Genomic DNA, 25,600 nt, shown 5'->3' with positions numbered 1-25,600 from the left:
CTAATTAAGTGATAACATTCACCATTAAAAAAATGGTAATGAATGAGTGCATTACATACAAAATATAAATACAAAAAGAGCGTATATCCTTTCAAATATACGCCCTTGGGTGAAAATCAGAATACTGTCAATTATTCCGTCGGTGAAATGGTCACTGGTTTGAAGGTGGCGATGGCATTACCACCAGCCCCAGGACGATCAACATATGTTGTATTCTGCATCAAGGTGTAATAAACATCGACATAGTCATCATCGTTGGTTAGTAAGCCATCAGGAATCACATCGATGATCTTACCAGTAATCTGAGCAATAATGGCGTAGCCTTGAACTTCTGGATCTGGGATCATTTTCAGAATTTCTTCTGCCGCTTTCACCAACAATTTAGCAAGCTCTTTATAGTCAGTGCCGTCATCTTGTTCCATCAGAATCATGTCAACAGCGCCCCAACGATAGCGCGGCCAAAGGATCATAGTCTGCCCTGGATAATAGTCTTGACCATCGTAATCAAGGTAAGGCATTTCGACTAAATCAATTTCTGGCTCAACGCGACTTGGATCGACACCAGTAATAATGGCGTAGACTTCAGCTTTGCCTGAAATCCAAGGCTCTTGGTCGTCATTCAAACGAATTTTAGTCAACTGAGTGGTATTAAGAGGCTCAACATCAGCAGCCATGACCGAGCGGCTCATTTTGCTCATCTTAGTAACGGGCTTAGGTGCTGCATCATTGGTTGTGAGCTCGGTATCCTGACCTAAACGCTTCATCTCAGCTTGCATGGCCATCAAGCCAGCACGCAGCTCTTCTGCGCCATTACTATCGACAACCAATACAGGGACATCTGGCATCTCATAAACATCCAGTTGATGCACCTGGCCATAAACATCATACGCCTCGATAAATTGCCAGTTAGAGTCATCACCTGAAGGCTCGAACGCGAACAGTGGGCTTTCACCCTCTTTCCAGTTTTTCACCATTGAAGCGTCCGCGATACGCAGCTCCATGATTGAATCACTGTACTCACTAATGCCTTTCATGGCGCGATAGCTACGATCCGCTTTTTGCATTTTTTGACTAAACGCAGAATATGGCTGAGCAGACTGTAGGTTGTTCAGAGGTGCTGATAGATGCTCTTCGTTAATCTGTGACTTGATAGAGGATTCAAGATCAGCATAGCGAGCACTGATCTGCAAAGCGATGGACTGTTTCTGTTGTGCAATCGCCTCAGCCTTAGATTGAGCATCTGTTGTGTCTACAGTCTGCGCATTCGACTGGAAGCCAACCACCGCCGTTGCAAGCATCATGCTAATAGATAGATTTGGTCTCATAAAAATGATCCTTATTTTAATTTTTATCATTATATAGAGCATTTGCCCTACACATAAAAACCTATCAGCAATATCAATAAGTGGAAGTAAAACGATTGCTTTTTGTTCCATTTTCCAGCTCAAGATCACTTTTTAACCAAATTGTATGATATTTAATCTTATCTAAATTAGAATGTGCGAATTAATAATCCAATCAATAAGCAATTCATAATATTATTAGCTAAAAGAGCACCTTAAGTGCTCTTTTGTCCTTTCTAATAAGTGGCGTAAAGTTCGACTTCTCCACCTTGCTGTTCAGCGCTTAACGTAAAGTGAACATAACCCGCTTTCTCTACCTCAAACTGAACAAACTCATTGCTACCAGTTTGCTGACTAGCTGCATCAAAGTCTTCTCGTGTTGCCCAAGAATGTTTGCCAATAAAGACGTCCACGTTACTTGGAGTTTCGTCTAGCGCGTTTATCCAAAGCCGAACCGTTGCTGGTCTTTCAACATACATACCCACATAACGTGTCTTATTCACCTTTACTCGCAGGGGGTCATTCGCTGACATCAGTTTTGGCGTCAGGTCATCTTGCTCAACGGTAGGGGATTGAGTGACTGTTTTGCTTGTCACCCTGACAGATCCAAATGATTCGCGGGCTGTTAAGCTGAAATAGTAGCGACCCGGCGTAATGTACCCGTTTGGCTGAGGTTCAATCTCGATTGACTCTTCACTTCCTCGCTGAAAGTCCGAAAGCTGGTACTCATAATAGTGCGCAACACTCTGGTAACTTGCATATAGATCAGCGTCCCCATCACCTTCAATCGAAACGGAGAATTCTGTCACTTCCGCAGGGATATCAATGTAAAACAGATGCTCCTCGTAGGCGTTAGCGCTAAAGATCTGAGAATGGTTGGCGGCAAAACTCACTATTTCTGCTGAGCCTTGGGGCGATTGTTCTTTCTCACCGTCATCGTTGTGCGAGTCAGAATCGGTAGATGAGACTGCTTCTAGCCACAATTCAAACTCGTCATTGAACTCAACACCCAAACGCTTCGCTTGTTCGCTCCAAGTCACATAGTCTCCTCTCCTTGCAGACTCTAATAAACGAGCCATGTGTTGAGGGTGCTCTTCCAACATAAACCGAACCCCGAGATAACCCCAGCGGTAGATGCGGTTCACGTCATCATCATACGTGGTTTCAATGACTTCGCTGAAAGACAGTGGCTGATGTTCAATTAAATCTACCGCCGCTTGGTAGCCTTTGCGGTAATGCATATACTCTGCGAATCCTTCCAGCCACCAGACCATACGACCACGGCTTAAAGTATCACTAAAATCACCATAGAGGTTAAAACGGCCATCTAAATAGTGAACGTACTCATGCTCAAGGTTTAGGATGGCAAGTTCATCACCGGAGTCGTAGCGATAGGCTAAAAAGCGAGCCACATTATCAGGTTTGGATGGATCACCCTCTAGATATTGCCCTCCATTGTCTGTGCTGTTGCCGAACAGAAAATTAGAGTAGGTAACGTAAGCATCATTGTCCTTCCAGACCACCACTTCAACATTATCATTGTGATCATCATTGACCGGAACCCAACCAGAGTTCACCACCTGATGAAAGTCAGCTTCAACTGCTGACAGAACCTCACACGCCTGTTCAGATTGTTGCTCTGATAAGTTTTGCGAACGAATGATCGCGGCACCCTGACATTCATAACGGTAAGGAAGAACGCTAAGCTCAAGCTGCGATTTACTTTGTTCAAGCTTTAGTTTTTTGCCTTCCTCTGGCGCATAAAACAAGATCATCTCCGCAGCCGCAATCCATAAACGTTCGCCTTCACTGCCGATCGAATTACGTTCTAGCGTACGTTTCATAAACGCCATCACCTGGTTGCGTAACTTCTCATCTCTACTCGCCAATAGCCGGCCAGATTCACGTACCGCATTGTAGATAAGAAACTCAGCGTCTGTGCCCAGTGCCCAGCGGTTCTGATCAACAAACCGTTCCAGCCTCACCAGATAGTCAGGGTGAGCTGCAAGATCTGCATAAAAATAATCTCGCGCTACGTGACCACTCATCGCTCTGAACAAATTGTTTAATCCATCCACATACTGCAGCCGCTGGCTATTTTGGCGGTTGAAACTTTCAAGCAGGTCTAACATGGCAGGCATTGCGATAGGTAATTGTTTCACGCTATCGACCATGATGCTCATCGCAGACATCGCACGTACCTGTTCGCGCCCCAGCGCTTGAGCATATTGGCTACTTAAGAATCGAGCTGAAATTTGGGCAAGCTCACGACTCAACTCTTCAGAATAATAGCCATAGCTTGATTGGGTTGAGTAACGCGCAAAGTACGCCGCTTTGATAAATTCGCTAAGGTTAGCAATTCGCTTAGCCTGCTGCTCATCTCCCTCATACTGCGTCACTTCTTCAAGCAACTCGCGCTGTACTTGTCTTATTGACGTTTCGCTGTAGATGCCCGCCGCTGCTTCTTCAGGCGCATTGAACCATGAGTGATAACACGACGAATCTGCTCGTTTGATCTGTGTCAGCCAGTCAGAAGAGTGCGAAAGCAACTCATACTCACACTCCGGAGCAGATAAGGCATGGAAACTGATGCCAGCTAATAGCAAAGCACTGGCAATTTTCTTGGGAATAAACAAACGTTGATTGTGCTTCATACGCAACACCACACTTATTGTAATGATTTGGAGCTGCGTTATATCAATGATCTATAAGTCACATAAGACCGGTTGATGAGCAATTTAGAGGCTGGTTCCGATTATTTCTTAGATTAAATCTTCGCAAACGATTAAATAAAACACTTATTTAACAATTAGTTATAGTTAAAAAAGTTAATACGAAAGTCGCTAATCTGCTGCTCAACGTACTGTTGCCACTCAAGATCAGACATTGCTGACCCCGCCGTTGAACGTTGCTGATCGAGTGATTGTTTGAGATCAGATAACTGGCTTTGATAGCTTGCGACTTGTGCCTCCTGACTCGCGACTTGCTGCTCTCGTTGAGCAATGGATGCCGACTGTTCAGCATTGAGGTATTTGGTGGCGAGCTTTGCTTTTGCTTGATCCTTTTGCTGCTGCGTAAACGTACTTGGTATTAGACTTACGCCTTTTTCATAACGTGCAGCACCGCTATCTAGAGACAGCGACTCTTCATTGGGTTGCCATTGATTCAGCAATGCTTCATAGCTTTCAACATAACTCTCGGCGTTATCAGTCGCTAAGTCCTGAGATGCCAAACTAAAGTCATAGAGCGCATATTCTTCAACAAACATAACACTTGCGAGCTCGCCCCAAATTAACAATGCCTGCCGCTTCATTTCTTCAATTCGATCAGCTAACGAGTGGTATTGATTGAGCTCCAGCTCTCCCATTACCTCTTGCCACTGGGCTTTCAATTGAGGGTAACGAGCAAGGAGGTGATACCTAGCGTCCGACAGTTCAGCTTGGAGCTGAACCAGTAGCTGTTCACAATCGTTGCGCTGTTGGCACTGTTGCCAAAAAGATTCCAACGCTTCAACCAGCGTGTTTCCTGAGGCTTCCGCAAGAGGATTTAATACTTTGCCTTGATGGGGAATCGTATTTTCGGACTGACTTTCACCCTCTTCCACTGTTCGAGCAAGACTCTGGTTAGCAGCGACATATTGTTCCGAAAACTCCCTCTCAACCATCGCCCGAGAATTAACAACCTCATCGGAAGGCCAGAGAAAGATGCCCGCCACCACGGCGAGCATCAACAACAGGTAACGATAAACCATTACTTAATCACCGCCGACACAGGGAAATGGTCGGATAGATTGTAATGCTTCCACAAGCGTTCATCTGTGCTGCGCGGAACGTCAACACGGTTGTCGTTGAATGATTTCACCGCGTACTCATCACTTACCATGACATAATCAAGATATTCAACATTCTCGCCACCAGACATGGCTTCGCCTGCAAAATCATTAATACGCGGATCGAAAGTCGATTCCGTATAGCCAGAATATTGCGGTTCAATTGCGCTGAGATTCGCAATCATTTGCTGATAGTCACCTGGGAACTTGCGCTTATTCACATTGAAGTCTCCGCTATAGACAACCGTTTCATTGGGCGGAATGTTAAGTGATGTTGCTAACTCACGAATCTGTTTAAACTGGCGCTGGCGGTAGTCACGAGCAGTATCTGTATCGAATGACGCTGTATGCGTAGCAAAAACATGGTAAGCCTTACCACCTTTAATGACTTCTGCGTAGTTGACGCCTTTGTCTGCGAAGCAATCCGTTCCGGTACAATCAGGGAATACATACTGTGCTTGATTGACGATTGGGTAGCGGCTGACGATAGTGACACCGCCGTCGTAAATGTTGATGCCATCTTTATCTAACATCTTGGTCTGATAAGGATACTCTTTTGCCAATTCGCGTAGAAACTCCTCTCGACCGCTAGCAAACACTTCTTGCAGAGCCAACACATCGTAACCTTTGACATATTCAGGGAGCAAGGCGTAGCGATCACCAATATGTGAAGCAATCACAGGCAGTGCCCAGATGTTGTAGGTCATTAACTTGAGTGTGTTTTCATCTGGATCAACCGCTTCATCGACTTTGGCAGGAGTGATGGTGTAGTAAAGGTCATCATAACGAGCGGTATTCGCAGACTTAAACGCCAACTCCGCTTGTCGCTCACCAAATGCGGCCGTATTAAAGCGGTGTAGATTGCGGTCATCTTTTAGAGCCAGTTCAACATCAGATGAAGAGACTCCATATTCAATGGTTGAGTTATACCAATGCCCTTCCATCACTTGGTTTAGTACGACACTTTCACCCACAGGGTTGGAAACGACAGTGTTGAATTGGTATGTCTTGCCCGATTTCACCCCTTCCCAACGATTAAAGCTGAGTACTTGTTTGGTCTCCCATGGCCCAAGCGTTTCTGTGTGTTGTTTCCATTCTTCCCCATATTCAAGTAAATCGGTGCCATCATGGCTCACTTGAATAGTCAGAGACTGGTCCGAATTGTTGGTTAAATATACATCTGTGTCCGCTAAAGCGGGAAGCGCAATCAGAGACGCTAACAAGATATTCCACTGCTTAAGATTCATGTTTTGTTCCTTAGTTTTTATTTGAAGGCTAGAACTTAAAGCAAACAAGTTGCATATTTGTTATAAATATATGACAAGATAAAAATCACGTAAGTTAATGAAAATGTGTGATGAAACGTCTATTTTTTGATCGGTTATTGTTCGAAATTTAACATTTGCCCACACCTTACTAGATTCGATTTAGATCAATAACTTTATCAGTAGAGATGAGATAATTTCGGCACATTCTCCAGATGTTTTCGACGATGAGCGACGCTGAAATCCAACGAAAAATTGCCCAATTATCCTCTATAGAGGAGGCGTTAGATTATTTCGAGATCGGTTACGATCCAGCTTTTATAAGTGAGTATCGAACGCCTCTAGTGAAGCGGTTTAACGGCTACTTAATTATGGTAAAACCTGAAGATTGGTTTGCAGCGCGGCGCTGCCTGAAAAGTGCCTACTGCAAAATTCAGCGTAGCCGTCTGGATCTTCATTCCCGCTCCGCATGTCGAGGGTGCACCACTTGTCAGCGACGTTAATCCCTCAGTGAAGCTAAAAACGAAAAAGCTCAGCGAATGCTGAGCTTTGTTCGAAGTCACGACCTATTGACGGCAACCTGATGTATTGAAGTCAACCACCAGTGCTGCGTTGCTGAACTCTCCAGAGACTTTCAAGTACCCCCAGTAATTCGCCTGACCATTAATGGTGATACATTCTGAATTGCCTGAATTATCAGACCATCCATGAAGATTAGAGCCTTCGTCATTTGGCCAGCCGAAGTTGCTGTACTCCAACTTCAGATCGCCAATCCCATGCGCCGATGTAATCGACATGGATTGATACTGATTCACCCCTTCAATGCTGAGCCAGATAGGTGATTGAGAAGCTAAACAGACAGGCTCTCCCGCGACCAATCTTCCCCCTCTGACTTTTGAACGATCCGCGCAGTCCGTTGGCAGTGAATCATTATCGCCTTGGCTACGAATATTGATCGACGTATTAGTACTAGCGCTTAACCCATCATTATCCGTCACGGTTAAACGGACCGAATAACTCCCCTCACGGCTGTATTGGTGCGTCGGATTGGCCTGTGTACTGGTCGAGCCGTCACCGAATTCCCAGTAGTAGTTTGAGATTTCACCGTCGGAGTCTGAGCTGTCTTTGCTACTGAATGAAATGGCTTCACCTATTTGTCCCTCACTTTTGACTGATATTACTGCGGTTGGTGGCTGTGGATCTGAGCCACCATTAACCAACTCTTGTTGCCATTGTTCAAACTCACTTTGGTAAGCCGTAGACCAACCACTGATAATGGTTTTGTATTGCGACCAGTTGCCTTTTCGCGTTTCCACCAGCATCTGGTTTACGTCATCCATATGGCGCTCAAACATAAAGCGGACAGCCAGATATCCCCAGCGATAGATTCTGTCAACATCAAAGCCGTCGTACGTCGTTTCAAAGACTTCACTGAGTGTGTAGGTGGATCCGTCTTTGATCGTGTCTATGGCTTTCTGATTGTTGTCTTCGTTGGCGATATACTCCGCTACCCCTTCACTCCACCACACAACCTTTTCAGTTGGATGACCAAAATCACCATACATATCAAATCGCCCATCCAAGTAATGGACATACTCATGCTCTAGGTTCCAGACAAAATGATCTGGATTGGCGTATGAAGCTTCATAAGCAATGAAGTTAGGAACATTTCCTGGCTTGGCTGGATCACCCTCGAGATACATACCACCATTATTAGTATCAATACCGAATATGGGACCAGCATATTTACCATAGTCATCACTACTGTCGAAAATATTGACTTGTAGCTGGGTGTTATGATCATCTTCAACTGGCTGATTACCCGTTTCTAGACGCTGATGGAAATACCCTTCTTCATAGCCCATTTTTTCACAAGCTGACTGATGCTGAACTTGAGTCATATTCTGGGACAAAATACGAACCGACGGGCCACAAGTATAGCTTTGTGACAGCACTAGAGACTTCAGCTCTGTTTTGAAGTTACATATACCTAGATCGGTACAATCCGAGTAATGTGAAGCAGTGTCCGCCGTTGCCAGCCATACCGCATCGCCAAAGCCATACACTTCATACTGTTCGAAGATCTGCTTCACCTTGGCTTTGACAATCTCCTCAATGGTCGTATTTTGATAACGCGTAAGCCGGCCAAGTTCACGGCCAGCGTTCGCAGTCATAAACTCATCATCACGACCAATGGAGGCTCGGTTCAATGCAAAATTCGACAATGCATTGACTAGATCAGTCTGTTCACCGATTTTAGCTTGGTATTCATCATTCCAAGTTCCTCCAAATAACACAGTAAATACACTGTTGACCGCATTACGCATATACCAATTTTTAGCGTAATCCGAGTTCCAGCGATTTAGCCATTGCGTGACCACGCCAATGTATTCATGTTCAAGGCTGGCACTGTCCATAGTGATGATCACTTCTGCCAACACCTTACCGTGAGCATCACTGTTCTCGTAGAAGTTGCCGTTGGCAACAAACGCATCTACTGCCTCTTTCACCGCTGGGCGCACCCACGTAGTGAAGCCTACCTTATCGTTGTAAAACTCCGCGTAATAGCCAGCACGTAGATAGAGGAACAAAGCTTCCAGCTCATCGCTTCCTCCACCTTGGTAATTCTTAGCTAAAGTTGTGGTGTGCTTGGCAACGTTAAACATGTTGCCAGATTCAAACGTTGTCTCCTGAATACGGCTTTCAGCAGAGAACAGCTCATTAACACAGCTAGCACCTTGAGTTGTGATGGTATTAATCAGGCTGGTGCTGTTTGATGTCGCAAACGCTTCAACGTCACATGGTACAGCCGCTTCATCAGCCGCAATCATGTTGAACGCTTTGATTGTTGGTTGAGGCTTTTTGGGAGTGAGTTTCGTTGGGGTGTATTCGAGGTGTTGATCTTCTACACCATGGTGATGTTCGTGATTGTGTTCTGCATCGAGTTCGACAACCTGTGGTACGGGCGCGCTGATGGCGTAGGCATTCGCACTAAGTAATACACTAGCCACTGCCACTGTTATTTTTTTAAGTTCCATCTTTTTTCTTCTGTCTGTCGTTAAGTAGGAGCACTTCGCGGTGAAGTGCCATATGCAATCGGTCACCCGATCACTACTCACTCTAAACAGAGAAAAATGCGCATAGTAAGCAAAATATAAACACTGGATGTTGTGGTCTCAGTTTCTAATCTTGCTGGTTTCAGAAATCCGCTCTCAATTATATTTTCTGGTGGAAAAGCTATCTTATGCTACTAATTTAACAACCTTTTTAACGGCACAAATTCCGTTAAATACATACAAAAAAGCCACCTAGTACAGGTGGCTTTCTTATCACTCGTCGTCTGCTTTCGGGGCGACTTTCTTTTTCGGGATAAAGACCGAATCACCCACAGCGACATTCTGATAGAAACCTTTATCACGCTGAGCAGGTTTCTTCGCTGTTTTCTTCGCTTGTGGTTTGGCTTTCTTGACCACTTTCTTCTTACCACGGTAATCAGGTTTACGTGGTTTAATTCCTTTGAACTTACCTTTCAAACCTTCCAGTTCAGAGAACGTAAGATCCTGCTGAAGGTAAGCCTCAACACGCTTAAAGCTATCCCAGTCTTTCGGGCCAACCAAAGACACGGCGTCACCTTTATTACCAGCACGGCCAGTTCGACCAACACGGTGAACATACTCTTCGGTGTGCTTAGGCATATCAAAGTTCACAACGTGTGTGACGTTCGCAATATCCAGACCACGAGAAGCGACATCTGTTGTGACCAGAATCTTGAACACTGCACGCTCAAACTGGCTCATGATGGTGTTACGCTGAGTCTGATTTAGGTTACCACTCAGAGCGATTGCTTTAAGCTTCTTCTCGTTGAGTTTGTCCGTTAAGCGCTCCGTGTCCACTCGAGTCGCAGTAAAGATGATCAACTGCTTGTATTCAGCTTCTTCTAGAATGCGCTCAAGGATAGCTTCTTTATGGTCAAGGTGGTCACACAAATAGAATTTCTGTGTGATGTCTTTATGCTCTTCATTAGAAACACCAATCGCGATACGTTTTGGAGCATCTAGCATCTCAAAAGCAATCTCGTTCACTTCCGCGTGATCAAGGGTTGCTGAGAACATCAATGTTTGACGGCGACGGTGCTTAGCCGCGTTGTGGATTCGACGTAGCTCAGGCGCGAAACCAAGATCCAGCATACGGTCAGCTTCATCAAGGATAAGTGTCTCTAAACCATCCAAATGAAGAGAACGGTGATCAAGGTGATCCGCAAGACGTCCCGGTGTAGCAACGATAAATTTCGGGTAACGACGCAGCGCTTTCACCTGATCGTTGAAGTTTTCTCCTCCGACAATCAGAGTCGCGTCATAAGACAAACCACCCAGCATAGAGCGTAGTTCACCGTATACCTGCTTTGCTAACTCACGCGTCGGAGCCAAAATCACACCACGAGGATCTTTTGCAGAAAAAGCTTTGTTCTTTAAAGACTTGTGTAGCATCGGTAGCACAAACGCCAATGTTTTACCTGAGCCGGTTTTTGAAGAAGCCAACAGATCTTTACCAGCAATCGACACCGGAATGGCTTGTTGCTGTATTTCTGTCGCCTTCTTGAAGTCAAAATGCTTCAGGTTTTTCAGTAAGCGATTGTCTAGGCCTAAATCTTTAAAGTGCAAAGTATTCTCCAAGTTCAAATGTGCGTTTCAGCCTTGCTCTTGGTTACGGCTTAAACGCGAAAGTGTTCAAAAACGCGCTATGATACCGTGAAAGGTTAGCACTGGATAGAGATCACAGAAAATTATCTGTTTTCACTCCCTTTGCACCCCTCATTGTAGTTAGAACATTGACATTTATACCTCTCACCAGTGAGACATGTATCAACTAATTTGATAATTGCTTAAATTCTTGGGTTTTTTTGACTTTTTTCTGCTTTTTGAAGCCTAGATTTGAGTCTACACTTTATGAACCGTCACTATATGAGCAGAAATGTATAGGGCGTCTTTTTGATACTTTAAATGCAAGGAGTTCTTCTATGAACAAAATGTTGATCGCAGCTGCGGCGTCTTCTGTACTTCTTCTAGCGGGTTGTGCTTCTGGTCCAGACGAAGCATCTTCAGCAAAAATTGACGAGCTAAGCAATCAAGTTAGCCAACTAAGCCAAGATGTACAGGCTCTACAGTCAGAAGTACGTAAATCTGGCGATGCTGCAATGTCTGCTCAAGAAGAAGCGGCACGAGCTAATGAGCGTATCGACAACATTGCTCAGTCTTACACCAAGTAATTCTGTCAATTTTCGATCAGAAAGGGCCTGCAATTGCAGGCCCTTTCTATTCGTTTTAAAGCGATTGATGAATGTAGGAATCACTTGGTGACACCACCTCTACCGGTACTCCGTTTTGCGCCAGAATCGCGGCTCTTGCTTTCGCATCAGACAAATCAAACTCTTCTAACCACCATCTGAGCTCCTGAGGAATCGTCAAATCTTTTTTGCTACCATCGCTGCGCGTTAGCGGTTCATGCGCTTCAAGAAACACACTCCGGTCAGGTTCGAGTGCAATCTTTACTGGCTCATTAATCACCCGCACTTTTTCGCCAAGTTTCACTTTTGGAAATAGCCAATCAATATCCTTAGGATCCATACGAATACATCCTGAGCTCACACGCAAGCCAATACCAAAATCTTTGTTGGTACCATGAATCAGATAATCTCCAACACCGTAAGCAAGACGCATTGCGTATTCACCAAGAGGATTATCAGGCCCAGCTGGTACAACTGGCGGCAATTCTATCCCTTTTTCAAGATACTCCTTACGAATAGAAGCTGGCGGCGTCCATGTGGGGTTCGGTCTTTTTTGACTGATGCTGGTGACCATTTCAGGTGTATCACGCCCAACTCGACCAATACCTACAGGAAAAATATGGACCAAGTTTTTCTCTGGTTGGAAGTAGTACAAACGAAGTTCAGCAAGATTAATGACAATACCTTCCCTTGGAACCTGAGGAAGGATAATCTGGGTTGGGATCGTCAACACGTAATCTTCAGCGGGAAGAAAAGGGTCAACACCCTTATTCGCTGCCATTAGGGTCAGAAAGCCGACATCATACTGCTTAGCAATATCAGCTAAGTTTTCACCACTTTCGACTTGGTGATATTGCGTCCGTCCGACCATATTACTCCCCTCTGGAGGCAGTTCATAGGTTGCGGCAAATAGTGAAGCACTGAAGCAGCAACAGAGAGAGAGTAGTGTTCGCAACATTCTAAGCGTCCTTCGCTTCCTTGTAGAGCCGTAAGGTTACTTCTCTTTCGACCTTGTGATCAACTATTGGCGACGGATATGACAAGCTTCTTACACCGCTCCATTTCCAAGGTTGATGAATATGTTTGTCTGGTACCTGAGCCAATTCAGGTATCCACTGACGAACGAACTCTCCGTTTGGATCGAATCGCTCTCCCTGAGTAATGGGGTTGAAAATGCGAAAGTAAGGCTGTCCATCACAGCCCGTTGAAGCACACCACTGCCAACCACCATTATTTGCCGCATAATCACCATCGACAAGCTTATTCATGAAGTAGCGCTCCCCAACTCGCCAATCCACATGAAGATCTTTCGTCAAAAAGCTCGCGACTATCATTCTAAGCCGATTATGCATCCACCCACTCTGATTGAGCTGCCTCATTGCAGCATCGACGATCGGAAACCCCGTCTCCCCCAGCTTCCAGGCTTCAACCTGCTGTGGTTTATTGTGCCATACCAAGCGTTCCCCCCAGTCCACAAAAGATCTACCTTTACTTAACTTCGGTTCGAAGTAGATCAGATGTTGATAGAACTCACGCCATATCAACTCACTTTGCCAGACTTCTCTACCTTGGCTAAGAGGAGGAGTCTGGCCAAACATCAAACGCGCCATACACTGACGAATGGACAAAGCTCCAATGGCTAGATAGGGTGAAAGCTGACTGGTTCCTGAAACTGCTGGAAAGTCACGATTACGTGCATAACCTTCAATAGCTTGGCTATCAAAGTCTCGCAGCTTTTGAATGATTGATTGTGTATCAACAACATATTGGTCACTCGGCTCTCTTGAGTAACTGAATTTAACATCATCATTAAGCAAAAGAGAGCCTAATTGTTCAGGTAGTTCACTCGAAGTGACTGCCTTGGGTTGACGAACGTGAAACGAGCAAGCATCAAGTTTTGCAAGATAGGCCTTCTTAAATGGTGTGAAGACTTTGAAGTAACTGCCTTGTTTGTTTACCACGCTACCAGGGGTAAATAGGCACTTATCATCGCTGGACTCGAGTTGAATTCCGGCATGACTCAAACAAGATTCAAGCTTAGCATCACGTTGCTGTTCATTAACCTCATATTCTTTATTCACATAGACTCGGGTAGCCCCCAGTAAAGTAGCAACCTCAGCCACACATTGGGCGCTCTTCGTATATGTTTCAACCTGCTGATAAAGCAGTGGGATACGCAAAGATTCGAGATCTTGCTTTAATGCCTGTAAGCGGCAATAGATCAAGTCGGCCTGAATAGGTGCCAAACCATGATCCTGCCATGTTTCTGGCGTGGCAACATAAATACAGACAACCGGTTCACCCGTCTCAACGGCGTTGATCAATGCAGCGTTATCTTCGACTCTTAGATCACGCCTTAGCCACACAAGATTCATGACTTTACCCCTTAAGTCGCTGAAGCAATTCTGAAAGCACCAACTCACCTGAAACAGAGTCTTCCAGTTGTTTAATGGCAGACAATTGAGACTCACTCACCGCACGCGCACTGTATATAGCCAGTGCTGAGAATTCATCTAGGCATGGGTGATCGATCAAGCCAGACAAATCTTCAACGTCGTCGATCAAGGTGACTTTATATCCCTTCTCCACCAGTGAAAGTGCCATCAGACGAGAACCAATATCCATACTGCCTTGAGCGCAAATAAACAGCGCTTTACCTGAACGTGCCACTTTGTTTTCAGCTTCAATGATAGCGTTGAGTTTGGTTAGCATCAGCGTATGGAATAAACCAAACTGAAGTGAACGCAGACTCTGCCTGACAAGTCCAAGAGCTTGCACTACTGGTTGAATAAACTGGGCTTCTACAACATGGAGTGGATACTCTTTAAGCACCGAATGTATCAAGGTTTCAGCCTTACCTTTGTTGAGGTTGGCCAAAGCGTCCAAAACAGGCTCAACATCCTCTAGTTGAGTTTCACTAGCAGATACTTCGGATTCAACCTGCTCTCCTGATTCCAGCAAAGCTTTCACCTTACCAATCGACACTCCTTTGCCTAACCAGCCTTGGATTTTATTGATTAGGTCAATGTGTTTCTGAGTATAGAGGCGGTGACCTTTTTCTGTTCTTTCAGGCTCAATCAAACTATAGCGGCGTTGCCAAGCTCTCAGAGTGACTGGTTTTACGCCCGTCAGCTCAGATATTTCTCTTATTGCGTATCTCTTCATCTTATAATCCGTATCTCAAGCGCATTTCCTGAGGGTGTGGCTGCAAAAATTTCTGCTCGGATAAATAAGCATCCGGATAAGCAGCCAAGTAATGTTTAATTAAAGTGATGGGAGCCAAGAGCGGTAACGTGCCTTGACGATATTGGTCAATGACATTGCACAGCTCAGCTTTCTGTTCTTTAGCGAGGTCTCGTTTGAAGTAGCCCTGAAGGTGCATCAAAACATTGGTGTTATTCTTGCGACTTGCTCGGTGAGAGACCGCCTTCATCAAACCAACACGATATTTCTGGTAGAAAGTATCAATATCATAATCTTTGATGTTCGCAACTAAGCGGCCAAGCTCTTTGTAAGATTGAGGGTGGTGTGCCATCAAAGTCAGTTTATAACGTGAGTGAAATGCAACAATTTTACCTGCTGTCGGTTCCCCTTCCATTGAATCGTAGAAATCTCTTAGCGTGTATATACGAGTAATGAAGTTCTCCTTCAGTACAGGGTCATTTAAGCGACCATCTTCTTCCACAGGAAGCCACGGCATCTGTTTCATTAACTCTTGTGTGTATAGGCCGACACCAATATTTTCGGCCCCACCTTTCTTATACACCTTGACTCGCTCCATACCACAAGTCGGTGACTTGGCGCAGACAATGTAGCCACATAGGTCGGTATGACTTAATTCAGCCACTTTACTTTTGGAGTATTCCACCATTTTGTCTGTGTGATCTATAGATGCATCTTTTGTTTCTACTAGAGCGATACGTTCCTGGTCCGAGATCAATCGGATAGTTGGTCTCGGAACAGGCATTCCCATCCCTACCTCGGGGCAAACAGGAACAAACTCGAAAAAGGGAGCAAGTTCTTTAGTAACAAACTTACTGATCTTATGTCCTGAGTCGAAGCGAACTTTTTCACCTAAAACGCAAGAACTAATGCCGACTTTGATTACGTTGCTCATATGATGCTCCAGTATTCTTGTTAATGTGTACAAAAATATCTTTTGTATAAGTTTTAGCACAACATTCCAAAGTTATACAAGAAATAAAAATGTACAATTTAACGAAGTGTTACGTAATTGATCCGTTTTCGGTTCAATTCTGAAGCAATCGTTTTTCCAAATCGATTGCATTAACCCTTTCAACAAAAAACGTTATAGATACTCATATCTATAGTTAAATGGGTAACTTTTGTGACACACTTCTCACGGAGCCTTATCATATCTAGCTAGTATTGCTTCAACAGTTTTTTGAGAATCAACAAAATTAGTAATCAGAACACATAATTACTAATAAACTTGGAGTAACTACTATGGCAACCCCACACATTAACGCTCAACCAGGTGATTTCGCTGAAACAGTTTTAATGCCAGGTGACCCTCTTCGCGCTAAATACATCGCGGAAACCTTCCTAGAAGATGTAAAACAAGTTTGTGATGTTCGTAGCATGTTTGGCTTTACAGGCACTTACAAAGGTCAACGTGTTTCTGTAATGGGCCACGGTATGGGTATCCCATCAGCTTGTATCTACGTTCACGAGTTGATCGCTGAATATGGCGTAAAAAACGTGATTCGTGTGGGTAGCTGTGGTGCTGTACGTGACGACGTTAACCTGATGGACGTTGTCATTGGTATGGGTGCATCCACAGATTCCAAAGTGAACCGTATCCGTTTTAATGATCATGACTTCGCTGCAATTGCTGATTACGGCCTTCTAGAAGAAGCGGTAAACCAAGCACGCGCTCAAGAAGTACCTGTAAAAGTGGGTAACGTATTCTCTGCTGACCTTTTCTACACTCCGGAAGCAGACATCTTTGAGAAGATGGAAAAGCTTGGCATTCTAGGTGTAGATATGGAAGCCGCGGGCATCTACGGTGTTGCTGCCGATTTAGGTGCCAAAGCACTGACTATCCTGACAGTGTCTGACCACATCATTCGTGGTGAAAAGCTGAGCTCTGAAGAGCGTCAAAAATCTTTCAATGACATGATGAAAGTTGCGCTTGAAACAGCCATCAACATCTAATGACCTTTCTTTTGCTGCCAGCGCCTTGGCTCTGGCAGCCCAGATAATCCCGAGGGGGAGATAGTGACAACTGGCAAACTGCCTAAGGAAGCAGACGGGTTACAACTCAACTTTTGTAAAACATTGGCGTGTGACAACTTTGGATTGAGTGATGCACATCGATACGTCGTGCAACATGCTAACCCTAAGCGACCTGCGATGGTTTGTCGGGAGTGCGGTGCTTTCCCCCCCTTACTTAACAATCAGGAAGTGTTAAACGAACTCCATCGTTTAAGACAACTCCACAGTGACGGTCTTCCAGCGTGTCGCAATACCGATTGCGAAAACTTTGGCTTGTCTGTCCATACTCACAAACACCTGTATCATGCCTTTGGTTACAGCGGTGACCGTCAACGTTATCGTTGCAAGCTGTGCCAATCGACGTTCGTAGATAAATGGTCGGGTGCCAACAAAAAACTCGCTTTTCAGGAAAACCTCCTCGGTTTGCTCTTTATGGGCTACTCAGTACGTGAAATTTGCCGTAAATTAGAGATCAACCCGAAGACGTTTTACGATCACCTCGATCACATCGCTAGCCGATGCCGCCGCAAACTCGCCATGTTTGATGCTCGTTGGGTAAATCATGCCGAAAAGTATGAGCTAGCCTCTTACTATGTGCCTCTGCAGCCTAAGAGCAACAACGGCGTTTTATGGATCGCAACTGGAGAAGCAAACTCGGGCTATATTCTTTGCCAGCACGTCAACTACTCTAGCAATGAAGAGCCACAAGGGGATATCGACCACGACCCCTATCAAGAAACCGCGCGATTTGTCTCTCGTGATCACTCATCAGAGGCCAGCATTCCTGTGCCACAGCCTTCACCGATGCTCAGAGAACGTATCGACCAGCAGTATCAAACCATTTTAGCCCGCGGTAATGTCGAGGACCCAATGGGTAACCTGACGGTGTTCAACTACCCATCAAAAGGGGCGCTAATTCGTCCACCTTATACATCTTACGCCCATTTCCTGCACGTTTTGGATCTATGTAACAGCGAGCGTCAGGTTTCTATCTATTTACCTCAGGACCCAGTTTTGCGCTCTGCGGCGCTCAGCGTCTGTCTACCACGTATCCAGCGTCAAAATGTCGACCTTCTGTATGTAGAAGAAGACGCTAACTGGAATGAACAGCATCTAGTTGGCAAAATCGACATTGTTCATATGGGATGGTGGCGAGACCGCTGGGCAATTACCTCTTTTGCCAACTCGTCTAAAGGGATCTGTTATCTAGCAGGCAAGAATAACGAGCCTAAAGAATGGCTTAGCAAAGCAAGTATTCGACAAACTGAGTTCTATCAACAACGATTCCAAACTCTGTTTGAAAGCTTCATCAATGAGCCACGTCGTAAGCTTCGTCCAGGCGGGCTACTGCCTATGTTGGACATTTTTCGAGCATGGCATAATTTGTGCTACCAAGATAAGAGTGGTATGACTGCAGCGCAAAGTCTTGGTTTAACTCAGTCACCTTTGACTCTGCGGGAACTGCTTTCATAATTACTAATATTGTGAAGTACGCCATTAAACCTTAGGCGTATTAATGCTTTTACTAGAGTTGCATCAGCCACTATTTTTATAATACTTTTGAATGAATATTAGAAATGGCTGCTAAGGGGTTGATTCATTGGATAAAAGCCAGCACCTGCTAGACACAGAGATTGAACAGCTCAAAACACGAATTGAAAGCGAACCTGAGAAGGTTTTAGCTATCGCTGAACAGTGCGCAACGCGCGCCAATCAGATTTTATACCCGGAAGGGGCTGTGCAGTGCCTGATCATCATGTCTCGCTGTGCTTGGAGTCTAATGGATTATCGGCGTGGGCTGAAATACATCAAAGAAGCTCACAGCAAACTCAACTCTTTAGACACTGACGATTTTCTTCCTGAGATCCTTCATATCCACGCACTCCATTTTTGGGGGCAGGCTAAGTACTATTCCGCCCAGCAGTTCTGGATCAATGCATTAGAGCAATCTGCACTAGTCGATGAAATCGAAATCCAAATTGAATCCTTAATTGGGCTCGGAAACGTCTGGCGTATCACCCATGAGTACCAGCTTGCAAGAACCACTCATGAGCTGGCTGTGACCGTGGCCAATAACACCCGCATAGGTTGGCTGGAAGGTAAAGCAAGGATTCTCCTCGCCTGGGATCTTTACTTACTCAACAATTATGTGGAGATGCTGACGGTACTTGATGGCGCAACCGAGGCACTCAAAGGCCACGATGACAAAACTTGGCAAGCCGAAATGTGGGACTTCCGAGGGCTAGCTCTGCTAGGCCTTGAAAGAATAGAAGATGCAGAAGTGGCAACAGGAAAAGCACAAGCCCTCGCCGAAAAGCATGACCTCGTGTGGATGAAAGCCCATTCCTATATCAGCCAAGCAAGATTGGAGCTTTTGAGAAAGCGACCTGACGAAGCCGCAAAGCTATTGGTCCTGGCTGAGCGTTCTGCGGCTTCTTTCGATAATGGTGAGTTACTGTCACAAATCTGCTTTCAACAATCCCGCGTAGCTGAAGAGCAAGGTGACTTTAAAACCGCACTACGAGCTTTTCAAAAATATCGTAAATATTCAATAGACATGCTCAGAGAGCAAACGGCTCGCGTCAGCAACGATAAAGCTCGGGCATCAAAACGCCAGCTTGAGCAACGAGCTCGCAAACTCATTAACCGCATCCGAGGTCAACACGAGTACGATCCTGAGAAACACCTCAATCAAATGGTGTCTGAGATTTACTGGTGGGAACAATTGGTGTTGTTTAAAACGGAACTTAAACGATCCAATCATGCTGTTGTGATCATTCAACACAATGATCCTGAGTACCTTGAAGTATGTGCTGAACTGGCACACTCACTTTGTACTCATCGAGATTTGCTCTCTCGACTAAGCAGCGATCGCTTAGGTATCCTACTGTCAGAAAAAGACGACGCTGCATTGCAGGTATTCCACGTGTTGGCACAAATGATTGAAATCTATCCATGGCACCGCAAAGGCCTGAATAAGTCACTACCAAAAGTTGTTTTTCAGGACATCCTGACATTCCCGTTTACCCTAGAACAATTAGAAGAAAGCCAACCACTGGAAATACAGAATGGAAACATTGCTTAATAAAATCTCCGAATCGGGTTTAGATGCTTCTTCTGTGTCTGGGGAAGAAGCGATCATTTTCTGGAATCATATTCGCCAGCATATTGCGACAACGCCACAGGAAAAAGCACAAAGCCTGATCATCAGTGCTGAATATCGCAATGAACTTAAGCAGCCGAAGACCAGTATTGAAGAGTTAAGAAGTGCGCTGGAACACCTCTCTTTACCTAATGATGCTGAATTGATACTTGAGGTGAAAAATAGCTTGGCCGATAGGTTGGTTGAAAGTGGCGACTACTCGGGCGCACTTCAAGAATACATTACCTCTTCGACCATTGCGGTAGACACCAGTCATATTGATGCCTACGTATTAGCGGTATTGGGTATGGGCAATCTTTGTGATGCGTATGGCGACCATAACCGTGCCTTACGCTATTACCAGAAAATCGACAGTATTGACCATGCCATTTCCAGCCGTTCGCTGCGACTACGTTATAAGCTGTATATGTTGGCTTGTTATATTGAGCTTAACCGAACTTCCGCAGCACAAGATTTACTCAAAGAATGTTCTGAACTCGCCATTTTAGTCAGCGATAAAGTGCTGGCTGGGCAGATTTTGCTTTATCAGGCCAAGCTATTTCGTCGTCTGGGTAAACATGAACAAGCCATTGAATCCTTGGGCAATGTTCAATACACCGCAGGGAACATCCACTCTATTTGGCTATCGAACATGATTCGTCTTGAATTGGCACACAGCCTCAACGAGTCAAACAAGCCGCACCTCGCAAATTGGGTATTAGAAAGAGCTCAGAAGAAAATAAGGCGCTACGCCTCTCCTGTGCTGAATCTAAAATTAAATACTGCTCTCGGTGATATCTACGAGCAGCAAGGTGACTTTCAACAAGCTCTGGCCTGCCAAAAGCGGGCTTTTCGTATCGAAAGTGACTTAATGAAACAAATTCCCATTGGTGAGCTTGGTGCTGCCCAGTTACGTCGATTGTCACGATTTGAACTGCAGCTTAAGTTGATACTATCAGAGCTTGAAAACCGAGAACTCAAGGAAACAACTGAAAACCAAAAACATACCGTAGCTAAGCTCCAGCAAGACGTGTTTACCGACCCACTGACCAGTCTACACAACCGGCGCTGGCTCGATGTAAAACTCAAAGATCTGCTGTTACATGATGTACCTTTTGCTTTGATGGTGATTGATATTGACCATTTTAAATCGATTAACGACGAGCTCAGCCATCTGGTGGGCGATAAAGCCATCGTCAATGTTTCCCATGAACTGGCCGCCTACTTCAAGTTCAGAGGAGCATCGAGTGTCCGGTTTGGTGGTGAAGAGTTTTTGGTGATTCTTGAACGTACAACTCTAGAGCAAGCAACAATGCATGCGGAAAACTACCGAGAACGCATTTTCAAATTTGGCTGGCAGAATATTCTTGGTGAGCGTGGACTTACCGTGAGTATTGGTATTACGCTTCACCGCGAAGGTGAAAATACTCAGCGTACCTTCTATCGCGCAGATAAAGCCCTCTATCGGGCGAAAGCGAATGGTCGTAATCAAGTGTGCACTGAGTAAAACTAGCGCCAAAAGAATAAAGAAATCCCACCAAGCGCAGCCAAAGTACCCATCATGCTTTTGGCTGTGACCTTCTCGCCTTTAACCATGTAGATAAACAGCATGAACAGTGGACTGGTTGCAATCAACGTCTGAGCAATCGCAGGATTTGCATGTTTTAGCGCAATTTGTTGTAACCAGAGAGCGAGAAAAGTCCCAACAAAGATGGCACTCAACAGCCACAAAAAAGACGACGTAGATAGTTGACGCAAATGCATAATCATCGATGAAAACGGCTTTTTCTCAAACACAGTAATAACCAAAGCCACCGCCAACACTCCGACAGATAATCGAATCAATGCTCCCAACAAAGGCGGTAAATCTCCGGCAACAAGCGCATAATGAGAAATGACTACCCCCGAGGCCTGACAGACACTTGCCAGCATGCCAAATCCTACACCTGACCAATGCGTTTTTTCGCCGTGGACATCCGGTTGAAAAATCACAAAAGTGACCGCTGCAGTGGTGACCAAGACACCTACCCAGCTTTGTAGGGGCAGTATTGATCCCAGTGCAACTAGCGCTAAAACACCGGATAATGGCGGGGACAACGACTCCAACAGCAAGGTTTTATTCGCACCAATTCGCTTTAATGAGGCAAAGTAGGCACTGTCTCCAATCGCTATTCCTATAATTCCGGACAACGCCAATATCAACAAATGGAGAGTGGATACCTCAGTGGCTGGTCCATCAAGCCATGGCATGACTATTAACATCATCCCAGACGCTGCAACGCCTTTAACAATATTGAGCTGCATCGCTGAAAAGTGATGACTAAACTGGCTGTAAATCCAAGTCGCGACCGCCCAAACTACAGCCGCAGATAGTGCGGCAATTTCTCCCTGAAACTCCATCCGTTCACCTTAAGACTGGATTAAGAAAATGGGTAAACACTCTCTAATTTCTTGTTTTTATTTCTATACTTAACTTCGTATCACCGTACGTTTTATTGAATAAAAACACAATAACAGGGACGCATTTATGTTTTTGGACTACTTCGCGCTAGGCCTACTTATTTTTGTCGCATTGGTCATTTTCTACGGCATCATTGTCATTCACGACATTCCCTATGAAATCGCCAAAGAGCGGCAGCACCCGCATCAAGATGCCATCCACTATGCTGGCTGGGTCAGCTTGTTCACACTACACGCTATTTGGCCATTTCTCTGGATATGGGCCACATTGTGGCGTCAAGAAAGAGGATGGGGGTTTCAGAAACTAGAGGAAGAACAGCACGATATTCATCATCGTGTTGATTCACTCATCGATCAAGTTAATCAGTTGCAGCAAGCCGTGCACCAACTAAAAGAACAACATCAGGCTGAACCTTCGCTCACTACCCGAACCGACGATAATAAGGAGGAGCAATAATGGATTTACTCCTCATATTGACCTATGCCGCATTATGTATTGCCATATTTAAAATCTTTAATATTCCACTCAATAAATGGACCGTGCCCACGGCCGTATTAGGTGGTGTGGTATTAGTCGGCACACTAATTCTGCTGATGAACTACAACCATCCGTTCACCCAGCTAGGCAATCAGGTATTTTCCAGCACACCTATTGTCTCAGGTGTGCGAGGCCGCGTGATCGAAGTGCCGGTTGAACCCAATAAACCTCTTAAGAAAGGGGACATTTTGTTCATGATCGATCCGGTTCCTTATGAAGCTGAAGTTGAAAAACTGGAAGCTCAGATAAAAGAAGCCAGCCAAGGCGCACTGGGGCTAGAATCTGATGTGCAAGAAGCGCAAGCTGCTCAAGCTCAGGCCATCGCAGACCGAGACAAAGCGCAACGCGAATATTCACGGTATCAGCGCGGTTTCGATAAAGGGGCGTTCACCGAACAGGAACTGGATACACGACGTCAGGCATACAAAGCTGCTGACGCGGCGGTGAAAGTTGCTGAAGCTAGGGTGGAGCAAGCCAAGATCGCACTCAACTCTGAAATTGGTGGAGAAAACACCACAGTGGCTCGCCTGTTAGCAGAGCTACGACAGGCTGAGTTTGATCTGGAGCAAACCATTGTCAGAGCCCCTACCGATGGCTTTGCAACCCAGTTAGCCTTACGACCCGGCGTTATGGCTGTTCCACTGCCATTAGCACCAGTGATGACCTTTATTCATACCGAGGAAACACTTTATGCGGCCGCGTTTAGGCAAAATTCCTTACAACGCCTGCAACCTGGCTATGAAGCAGAATTTCTCTTCAGAGCGCTTCCTGGTAAGGTTTTTAAAGGAGAAGTAGTCGATGTACTGCCTGCGATTGGTGAAAGCCAATTTCAAGCCCGTGGAGCTCTTCTAGGGACAGAAGCACTACGGACAAGTGGACGAGTGTTTGTGACACTTAAAATTACGGACGACTTATCTGATTATCATTTGCCCATGGGTACTGCTGTCGAAGTGGCGGTTTATTCAGATAAATTCACCCACGTTTCGATTATGCGCAAAGTCCTCATCCGAATGAAGAGTTGGCAAAACTATCTCTATCTTGACCATTAATGTCGACAAGATAGTACAAAGGCCTCTAAAAAGAGGCCTTTGCTATTTAAGTATGCTCTTAGCCAATAAAGGAGATGTAACCTTGTAGGATAATCAGGTTCACAATATCAATAAAGAAGGCGCCCACAATCGGTACGACCATAAAAGCTTGTGGGGAAGGGCCAAATTTATTCACCAAAGACCCCATATTCATAACAGCGGTCGGCGTTGCCCCCAGACCAAAACCACAATGCCCACCCGCAATAACAGCCGCATCGTAGTTTGAACCCATCACCTTAAACGTCACAAAGTAAGCAAAAATACCCAAAATGACAGACTGAACCGACAGGATAATCAGAAATGGAATCGCGAGATCGAAAATATTCCATAGTTTTAAGCTCATCAAAGCCATAGCCAAAAACAGCGACAAAGACACAGTACCCAAAATATCGACCGTCTCCGCATCCACTTTGTGAGTTTTGGTCACTTCCAGAATATTGGTGATAAACACACCGATAAACAGCGCATAAACAAAGTCAGGGATCATCAGCCAGCTGATTTCTAAGCTGCTCACCCATTGTTCAAGATATTTAGCACCAGTGACACAAATGAGGAGGATAAAAAGTATTTCAATGACCTTTTTCGCTGTCACCTTATCTTCTTCGTATTCGTTATACGTCACAACTTCTGGGAACTTTTCGTGGGTTTGGGTACCACGCCCGTATTCAGATTCAAAGTTATTCTTGTTAATCAACTTCTGTGCTACTGGGCTACCAATTATACCGCCAATAATCAAACCAAATGTCGCCGAGGCCATCGCGATTTCTAAGGTGTTACTCAAACCATAGGTCTCTGTAAAAGTTTGAGACCATGCAGCACCAGTACCATGGCCGCCGGATAAGGTAATAGAGCCGGCAATCAAACCCATTAATGGGTCTAAACCTAGAGCTGAAGCCAATGACACCCCAACACCGTTTTGAATAATGATGTAAAAAGACGCAACCGCAAGGAAAACAAAGACTTTCGCTCCACCTTTCATTAACTGCGTATAGTTTGCAGCTAACCCCACGGTACTGAAAAACATCAGCATAAAGGTATTCTGCAGTGGCAGTGAAAACTCCAAACTTACGCCATTAAAATGCATTGCAGTGATGATCATCGCAACGATTAATCCACCAACAATAGGCTCTGGAATGTTGAATTTCTTCAAAATTGGCAGCTTTGAGTTTACAAAGTGACCAAGAAATAACACGCTGATAGCAATTAAGAAAGATTCTAGTGGTCCAACCGAAATTATCTGATTCATATAACCTCTTCATTGTTTGTCACTCATCTTCCCTAACGAGTAAAGAGCATACAGCTCTAAGCCTTTTCGTTACCAAGGGATCAGGTAACAATTGTAGGCATTGATTGAGATATTCTCTATTGAAAGGTGCCCTCTCTACTGTGGATATTCCCACGCGATTTTCAACA

20 protein-coding genes are annotated in these 25,600 nt (G+C 45.0%); 8 read left to right on the top strand and 12 right to left on the bottom strand.

The window, feature by feature from the left end; translation table 11 throughout:
* Positions 1–131 precede the first annotated feature (131 nt).
* From L1D15_RS00800 to L1D15_RS00785, 4 genes are all read right to left on the bottom strand, one after another.
* Positions 132–1,325 (bottom strand): DUF3103 domain-containing protein, encoded by a 1,194-nt coding sequence (locus tag L1D15_RS00800; RefSeq protein WP_239874344.1) that lies wholly within the window; start codon positions 1,323–1,325, stop codon positions 132–134.
* 254 nt (positions 1,326–1,579) lie between these two features.
* On the bottom strand, positions 1,580–3,997 hold the full coding sequence (locus L1D15_RS00795) for a M9 family metallopeptidase (protein ID WP_239874343.1): 2,418 nt from the start codon (positions 3,995–3,997) through the stop codon (positions 1,580–1,582).
* A gap of 155 nt (positions 3,998–4,152) precedes the next feature.
* Positions 4,153–5,094 (bottom strand): chromosome segregation ATPase, encoded by a 942-nt coding sequence (locus L1D15_RS00790; RefSeq protein WP_239874342.1) that lies wholly within the window; start codon positions 5,092–5,094, stop codon positions 4,153–4,155.
* The gene (locus tag L1D15_RS00785) at positions 5,094–6,419 is read right to left on the bottom strand and encodes a sphingomyelin phosphodiesterase (protein WP_239874341.1); all 1,326 of its coding nucleotides are present in this window, start codon (positions 6,417–6,419) and stop codon (positions 5,094–5,096) included. The genes L1D15_RS00790 and L1D15_RS00785 overlap by 1 nt, the downstream gene beginning before the upstream one ends.
* A 245-nt stretch (positions 6,420–6,664) precedes the next feature.
* Here L1D15_RS00785 and L1D15_RS00780 point away from each other — a divergent pair, with 245 nt between their 5' ends.
* Complete coding sequence (locus L1D15_RS00780) at positions 6,665–6,940, top strand: nitrogenase-stabilizing/protective protein NifW (RefSeq protein ID WP_239874340.1); 276 nt, start codon at positions 6,665–6,667, stop codon at positions 6,938–6,940.
* Between the two features lie 63 nt (positions 6,941–7,003).
* Here L1D15_RS00780 and L1D15_RS00775 read toward each other — a convergent pair whose 3' ends face one another.
* Complete coding sequence (locus L1D15_RS00775; protein ID WP_239874339.1) at positions 7,004–9,475, bottom strand: collagenase; 2,472 nt, start codon at positions 9,473–9,475, stop codon at positions 7,004–7,006.
* Positions 9,476–9,766: 291 nt separating this feature from the next.
* The gene (locus L1D15_RS00770; RefSeq protein WP_239874338.1) at positions 9,767–11,110 is read right to left on the bottom strand and encodes a DEAD/DEAH box helicase; all 1,344 of its coding nucleotides are present in this window, start codon (positions 11,108–11,110) and stop codon (positions 9,767–9,769) included.
* A gap of 344 nt (positions 11,111–11,454) precedes the next feature.
* On the opposite strand from L1D15_RS00770, the gene L1D15_RS00765 reads away from it, so the two are divergent.
* Positions 11,455–11,703: an Lpp/OprI family alanine-zipper lipoprotein gene (locus L1D15_RS00765; RefSeq protein WP_239835573.1), complete on the top strand. Its 249-nt coding sequence runs from the start codon at positions 11,455–11,457 to the stop codon at positions 11,701–11,703.
* A gap of 55 nt (positions 11,704–11,758) precedes the next feature.
* Here L1D15_RS00765 and L1D15_RS00760 read toward each other — a convergent pair whose 3' ends face one another.
* From L1D15_RS00760 to L1D15_RS00745, 4 genes are read right to left on the bottom strand one after another with little or no spacing between them, the layout of a single operon-like run.
* Positions 11,759–12,679: a L,D-transpeptidase family protein gene (locus L1D15_RS00760; protein WP_239864674.1), complete on the bottom strand. Its 921-nt coding sequence runs from the start codon at positions 12,677–12,679 to the stop codon at positions 11,759–11,761.
* Between the two features lies 1 nt (position 12,680).
* Positions 12,681–14,096, bottom strand: coding sequence for a deoxyribodipyrimidine photo-lyase (phrB, locus tag L1D15_RS00755; RefSeq protein WP_239874337.1), 1,416 nt, complete (start codon positions 14,094–14,096; stop codon positions 12,681–12,683).
* 4 nt (positions 14,097–14,100) lie between these two features.
* Complete coding sequence (locus L1D15_RS00750; RefSeq protein ID WP_239874336.1) at positions 14,101–14,886, bottom strand: MerR family transcriptional regulator; 786 nt, start codon at positions 14,884–14,886, stop codon at positions 14,101–14,103.
* Position 14,887: 1 nt separating this feature from the next.
* On the bottom strand, positions 14,888–15,838 hold the full coding sequence (locus L1D15_RS00745; protein ID WP_239864677.1) for a DUF523 and DUF1722 domain-containing protein: 951 nt from the start codon (positions 15,836–15,838) through the stop codon (positions 14,888–14,890).
* Positions 15,839–16,188: 350 nt separating this feature from the next.
* On the opposite strand from L1D15_RS00745, the gene deoD reads away from it, so the two are divergent.
* From deoD to L1D15_RS00725, 4 genes are all read left to right on the top strand, one after another.
* A complete protein-coding gene (gene deoD / locus L1D15_RS00740) occupies positions 16,189–16,899 on the top strand; it encodes a purine-nucleoside phosphorylase (RefSeq protein WP_006960227.1) in 711 nt (236 codons plus the stop codon).
* A gap of 63 nt (positions 16,900–16,962) precedes the next feature.
* Positions 16,963–18,432: a lactate dehydrogenase gene (locus L1D15_RS00735; protein WP_239864678.1), complete on the top strand. Its 1,470-nt coding sequence runs from the start codon at positions 16,963–16,965 to the stop codon at positions 18,430–18,432.
* A gap of 127 nt (positions 18,433–18,559) precedes the next feature.
* On the top strand, positions 18,560–20,044 hold the full coding sequence (locus tag L1D15_RS00730; RefSeq protein WP_239874335.1) for a hypothetical protein: 1,485 nt from the start codon (positions 18,560–18,562) through the stop codon (positions 20,042–20,044).
* Positions 20,028–21,608, top strand: a complete 1,581-nt coding sequence (locus L1D15_RS00725) for a GGDEF domain-containing protein (RefSeq protein ID WP_239835580.1) — start codon at positions 20,028–20,030, stop codon at positions 21,606–21,608. The genes L1D15_RS00730 and L1D15_RS00725 overlap by 17 nt, the downstream gene beginning before the upstream one ends.
* Before the next feature lie 2 nt (positions 21,609–21,610).
* Here L1D15_RS00725 and L1D15_RS00720 read toward each other — a convergent pair whose 3' ends face one another.
* Complete coding sequence (locus tag L1D15_RS00720) at positions 21,611–22,501, bottom strand: DMT family transporter (protein ID WP_239874334.1); 891 nt, start codon at positions 22,499–22,501, stop codon at positions 21,611–21,613.
* 127 nt (positions 22,502–22,628) lie between these two features.
* Between L1D15_RS00720 and L1D15_RS00715 the strand changes: the two genes are divergently transcribed.
* Together L1D15_RS00715 and L1D15_RS00710 are read left to right on the top strand one after the other, a co-directional pair.
* Positions 22,629–23,018: a DUF3302 domain-containing protein gene (locus L1D15_RS00715; RefSeq protein WP_239874333.1), complete on the top strand. Its 390-nt coding sequence runs from the start codon at positions 22,629–22,631 to the stop codon at positions 23,016–23,018.
* Positions 23,018–24,148, top strand: coding sequence for an HlyD family secretion protein (locus tag L1D15_RS00710; protein WP_239835583.1), 1,131 nt, complete (start codon positions 23,018–23,020; stop codon positions 24,146–24,148). Before L1D15_RS00715 ends, L1D15_RS00710 begins: the two co-directional genes overlap by 1 nt.
* A gap of 58 nt (positions 24,149–24,206) precedes the next feature.
* Here L1D15_RS00710 and gltS read toward each other — a convergent pair whose 3' ends face one another.
* Positions 24,207–25,433, bottom strand: a complete 1,227-nt coding sequence (gene gltS, locus L1D15_RS00705) for a sodium/glutamate symporter (protein ID WP_239835584.1) — start codon at positions 25,431–25,433, stop codon at positions 24,207–24,209.
* Between the last annotated feature and the right edge of the window lie 167 nt (positions 25,434–25,600).

The sequence above is a fragment of the Vibrio sp. Isolate25 genome (genome assembly GCF_022398025.1).
Lineage (GTDB): Bacteria > Pseudomonadota > Gammaproteobacteria > Enterobacterales > Vibrionaceae > Vibrio > Vibrio coralliilyticus_A.
The sequence above is the reverse complement of the archived record's forward strand: the minus strand, read 5'-3'. Positions and strand labels throughout refer to the sequence as shown.

What these genes read in the sequence shown, in the direction of transcription:
- L1D15_RS00785 (WP_239874341.1), bottom strand. Translation starts at nt 6,419, where the DNA reads ATGAATCTTAAGCAGTGGAATATCTTGTTAGCGTCTCTGATTGCGCTT.
- L1D15_RS00775 (WP_239874339.1), bottom strand. Translation starts at nt 9,475, where the DNA reads ATGGAACTTAAAAAAATAACAGTGGCAGTGGCTAGTGTATTACTTAGT.
- L1D15_RS00750 (WP_239874336.1), bottom strand. Translation starts at nt 14,886, where the DNA reads ATGAAGAGATACGCAATAAGAGAAATATCTGAGCTGACGGGCGTAAAA.
- L1D15_RS00800 (WP_239874344.1), bottom strand. Translation starts at nt 1,325, where the DNA reads ATGAGACCAAATCTATCTATTAGCATGATGCTTGCAACGGCGGTGGTT.
- L1D15_RS00760 (WP_239864674.1), bottom strand. Translation starts at nt 12,679, where the DNA reads ATGTTGCGAACACTACTCTCTCTCTGTTGCTGCTTCAGTGCTTCACTA.
- L1D15_RS00745 (WP_239864677.1), bottom strand. Translation starts at nt 15,838, where the DNA reads ATGAGCAACGTAATCAAAGTCGGCATTAGTTCTTGCGTTTTAGGTGAA.
- L1D15_RS00725 (WP_239835580.1), top strand. Translation starts at nt 20,028, where the DNA reads ATGGAAACATTGCTTAATAAAATCTCCGAATCGGGTTTAGATGCTTCT.
- deoD (WP_006960227.1), top strand. Translation starts at nt 16,189, where the DNA reads ATGGCAACCCCACACATTAACGCTCAACCAGGTGATTTCGCTGAAACA.
- L1D15_RS00710 (WP_239835583.1), top strand. Translation starts at nt 23,018, where the DNA reads ATGGATTTACTCCTCATATTGACCTATGCCGCATTATGTATTGCCATA.
- L1D15_RS00790 (WP_239874342.1), bottom strand. Translation starts at nt 5,094, where the DNA reads ATGGTTTATCGTTACCTGTTGTTGATGCTCGCCGTGGTGGCGGGCATC.
- phrB (WP_239874337.1), bottom strand. Translation starts at nt 14,096, where the DNA reads ATGAATCTTGTGTGGCTAAGGCGTGATCTAAGAGTCGAAGATAACGCT.
- L1D15_RS00780 (WP_239874340.1), top strand. Translation starts at nt 6,665, where the DNA reads ATGAGCGACGCTGAAATCCAACGAAAAATTGCCCAATTATCCTCTATA.
- gltS (WP_239835584.1), bottom strand. Translation starts at nt 25,433, where the DNA reads ATGAATCAGATAATTTCGGTTGGACCACTAGAATCTTTCTTAATTGCT.
- L1D15_RS00720 (WP_239874334.1), bottom strand. Translation starts at nt 22,501, where the DNA reads ATGGAGTTTCAGGGAGAAATTGCCGCACTATCTGCGGCTGTAGTTTGG.
- L1D15_RS00765 (WP_239835573.1), top strand. Translation starts at nt 11,455, where the DNA reads ATGAACAAAATGTTGATCGCAGCTGCGGCGTCTTCTGTACTTCTTCTA.
- L1D15_RS00795 (WP_239874343.1), bottom strand. Translation starts at nt 3,997, where the DNA reads ATGAAGCACAATCAACGTTTGTTTATTCCCAAGAAAATTGCCAGTGCT.
- L1D15_RS00715 (WP_239874333.1), top strand. Translation starts at nt 22,629, where the DNA reads ATGTTTTTGGACTACTTCGCGCTAGGCCTACTTATTTTTGTCGCATTG.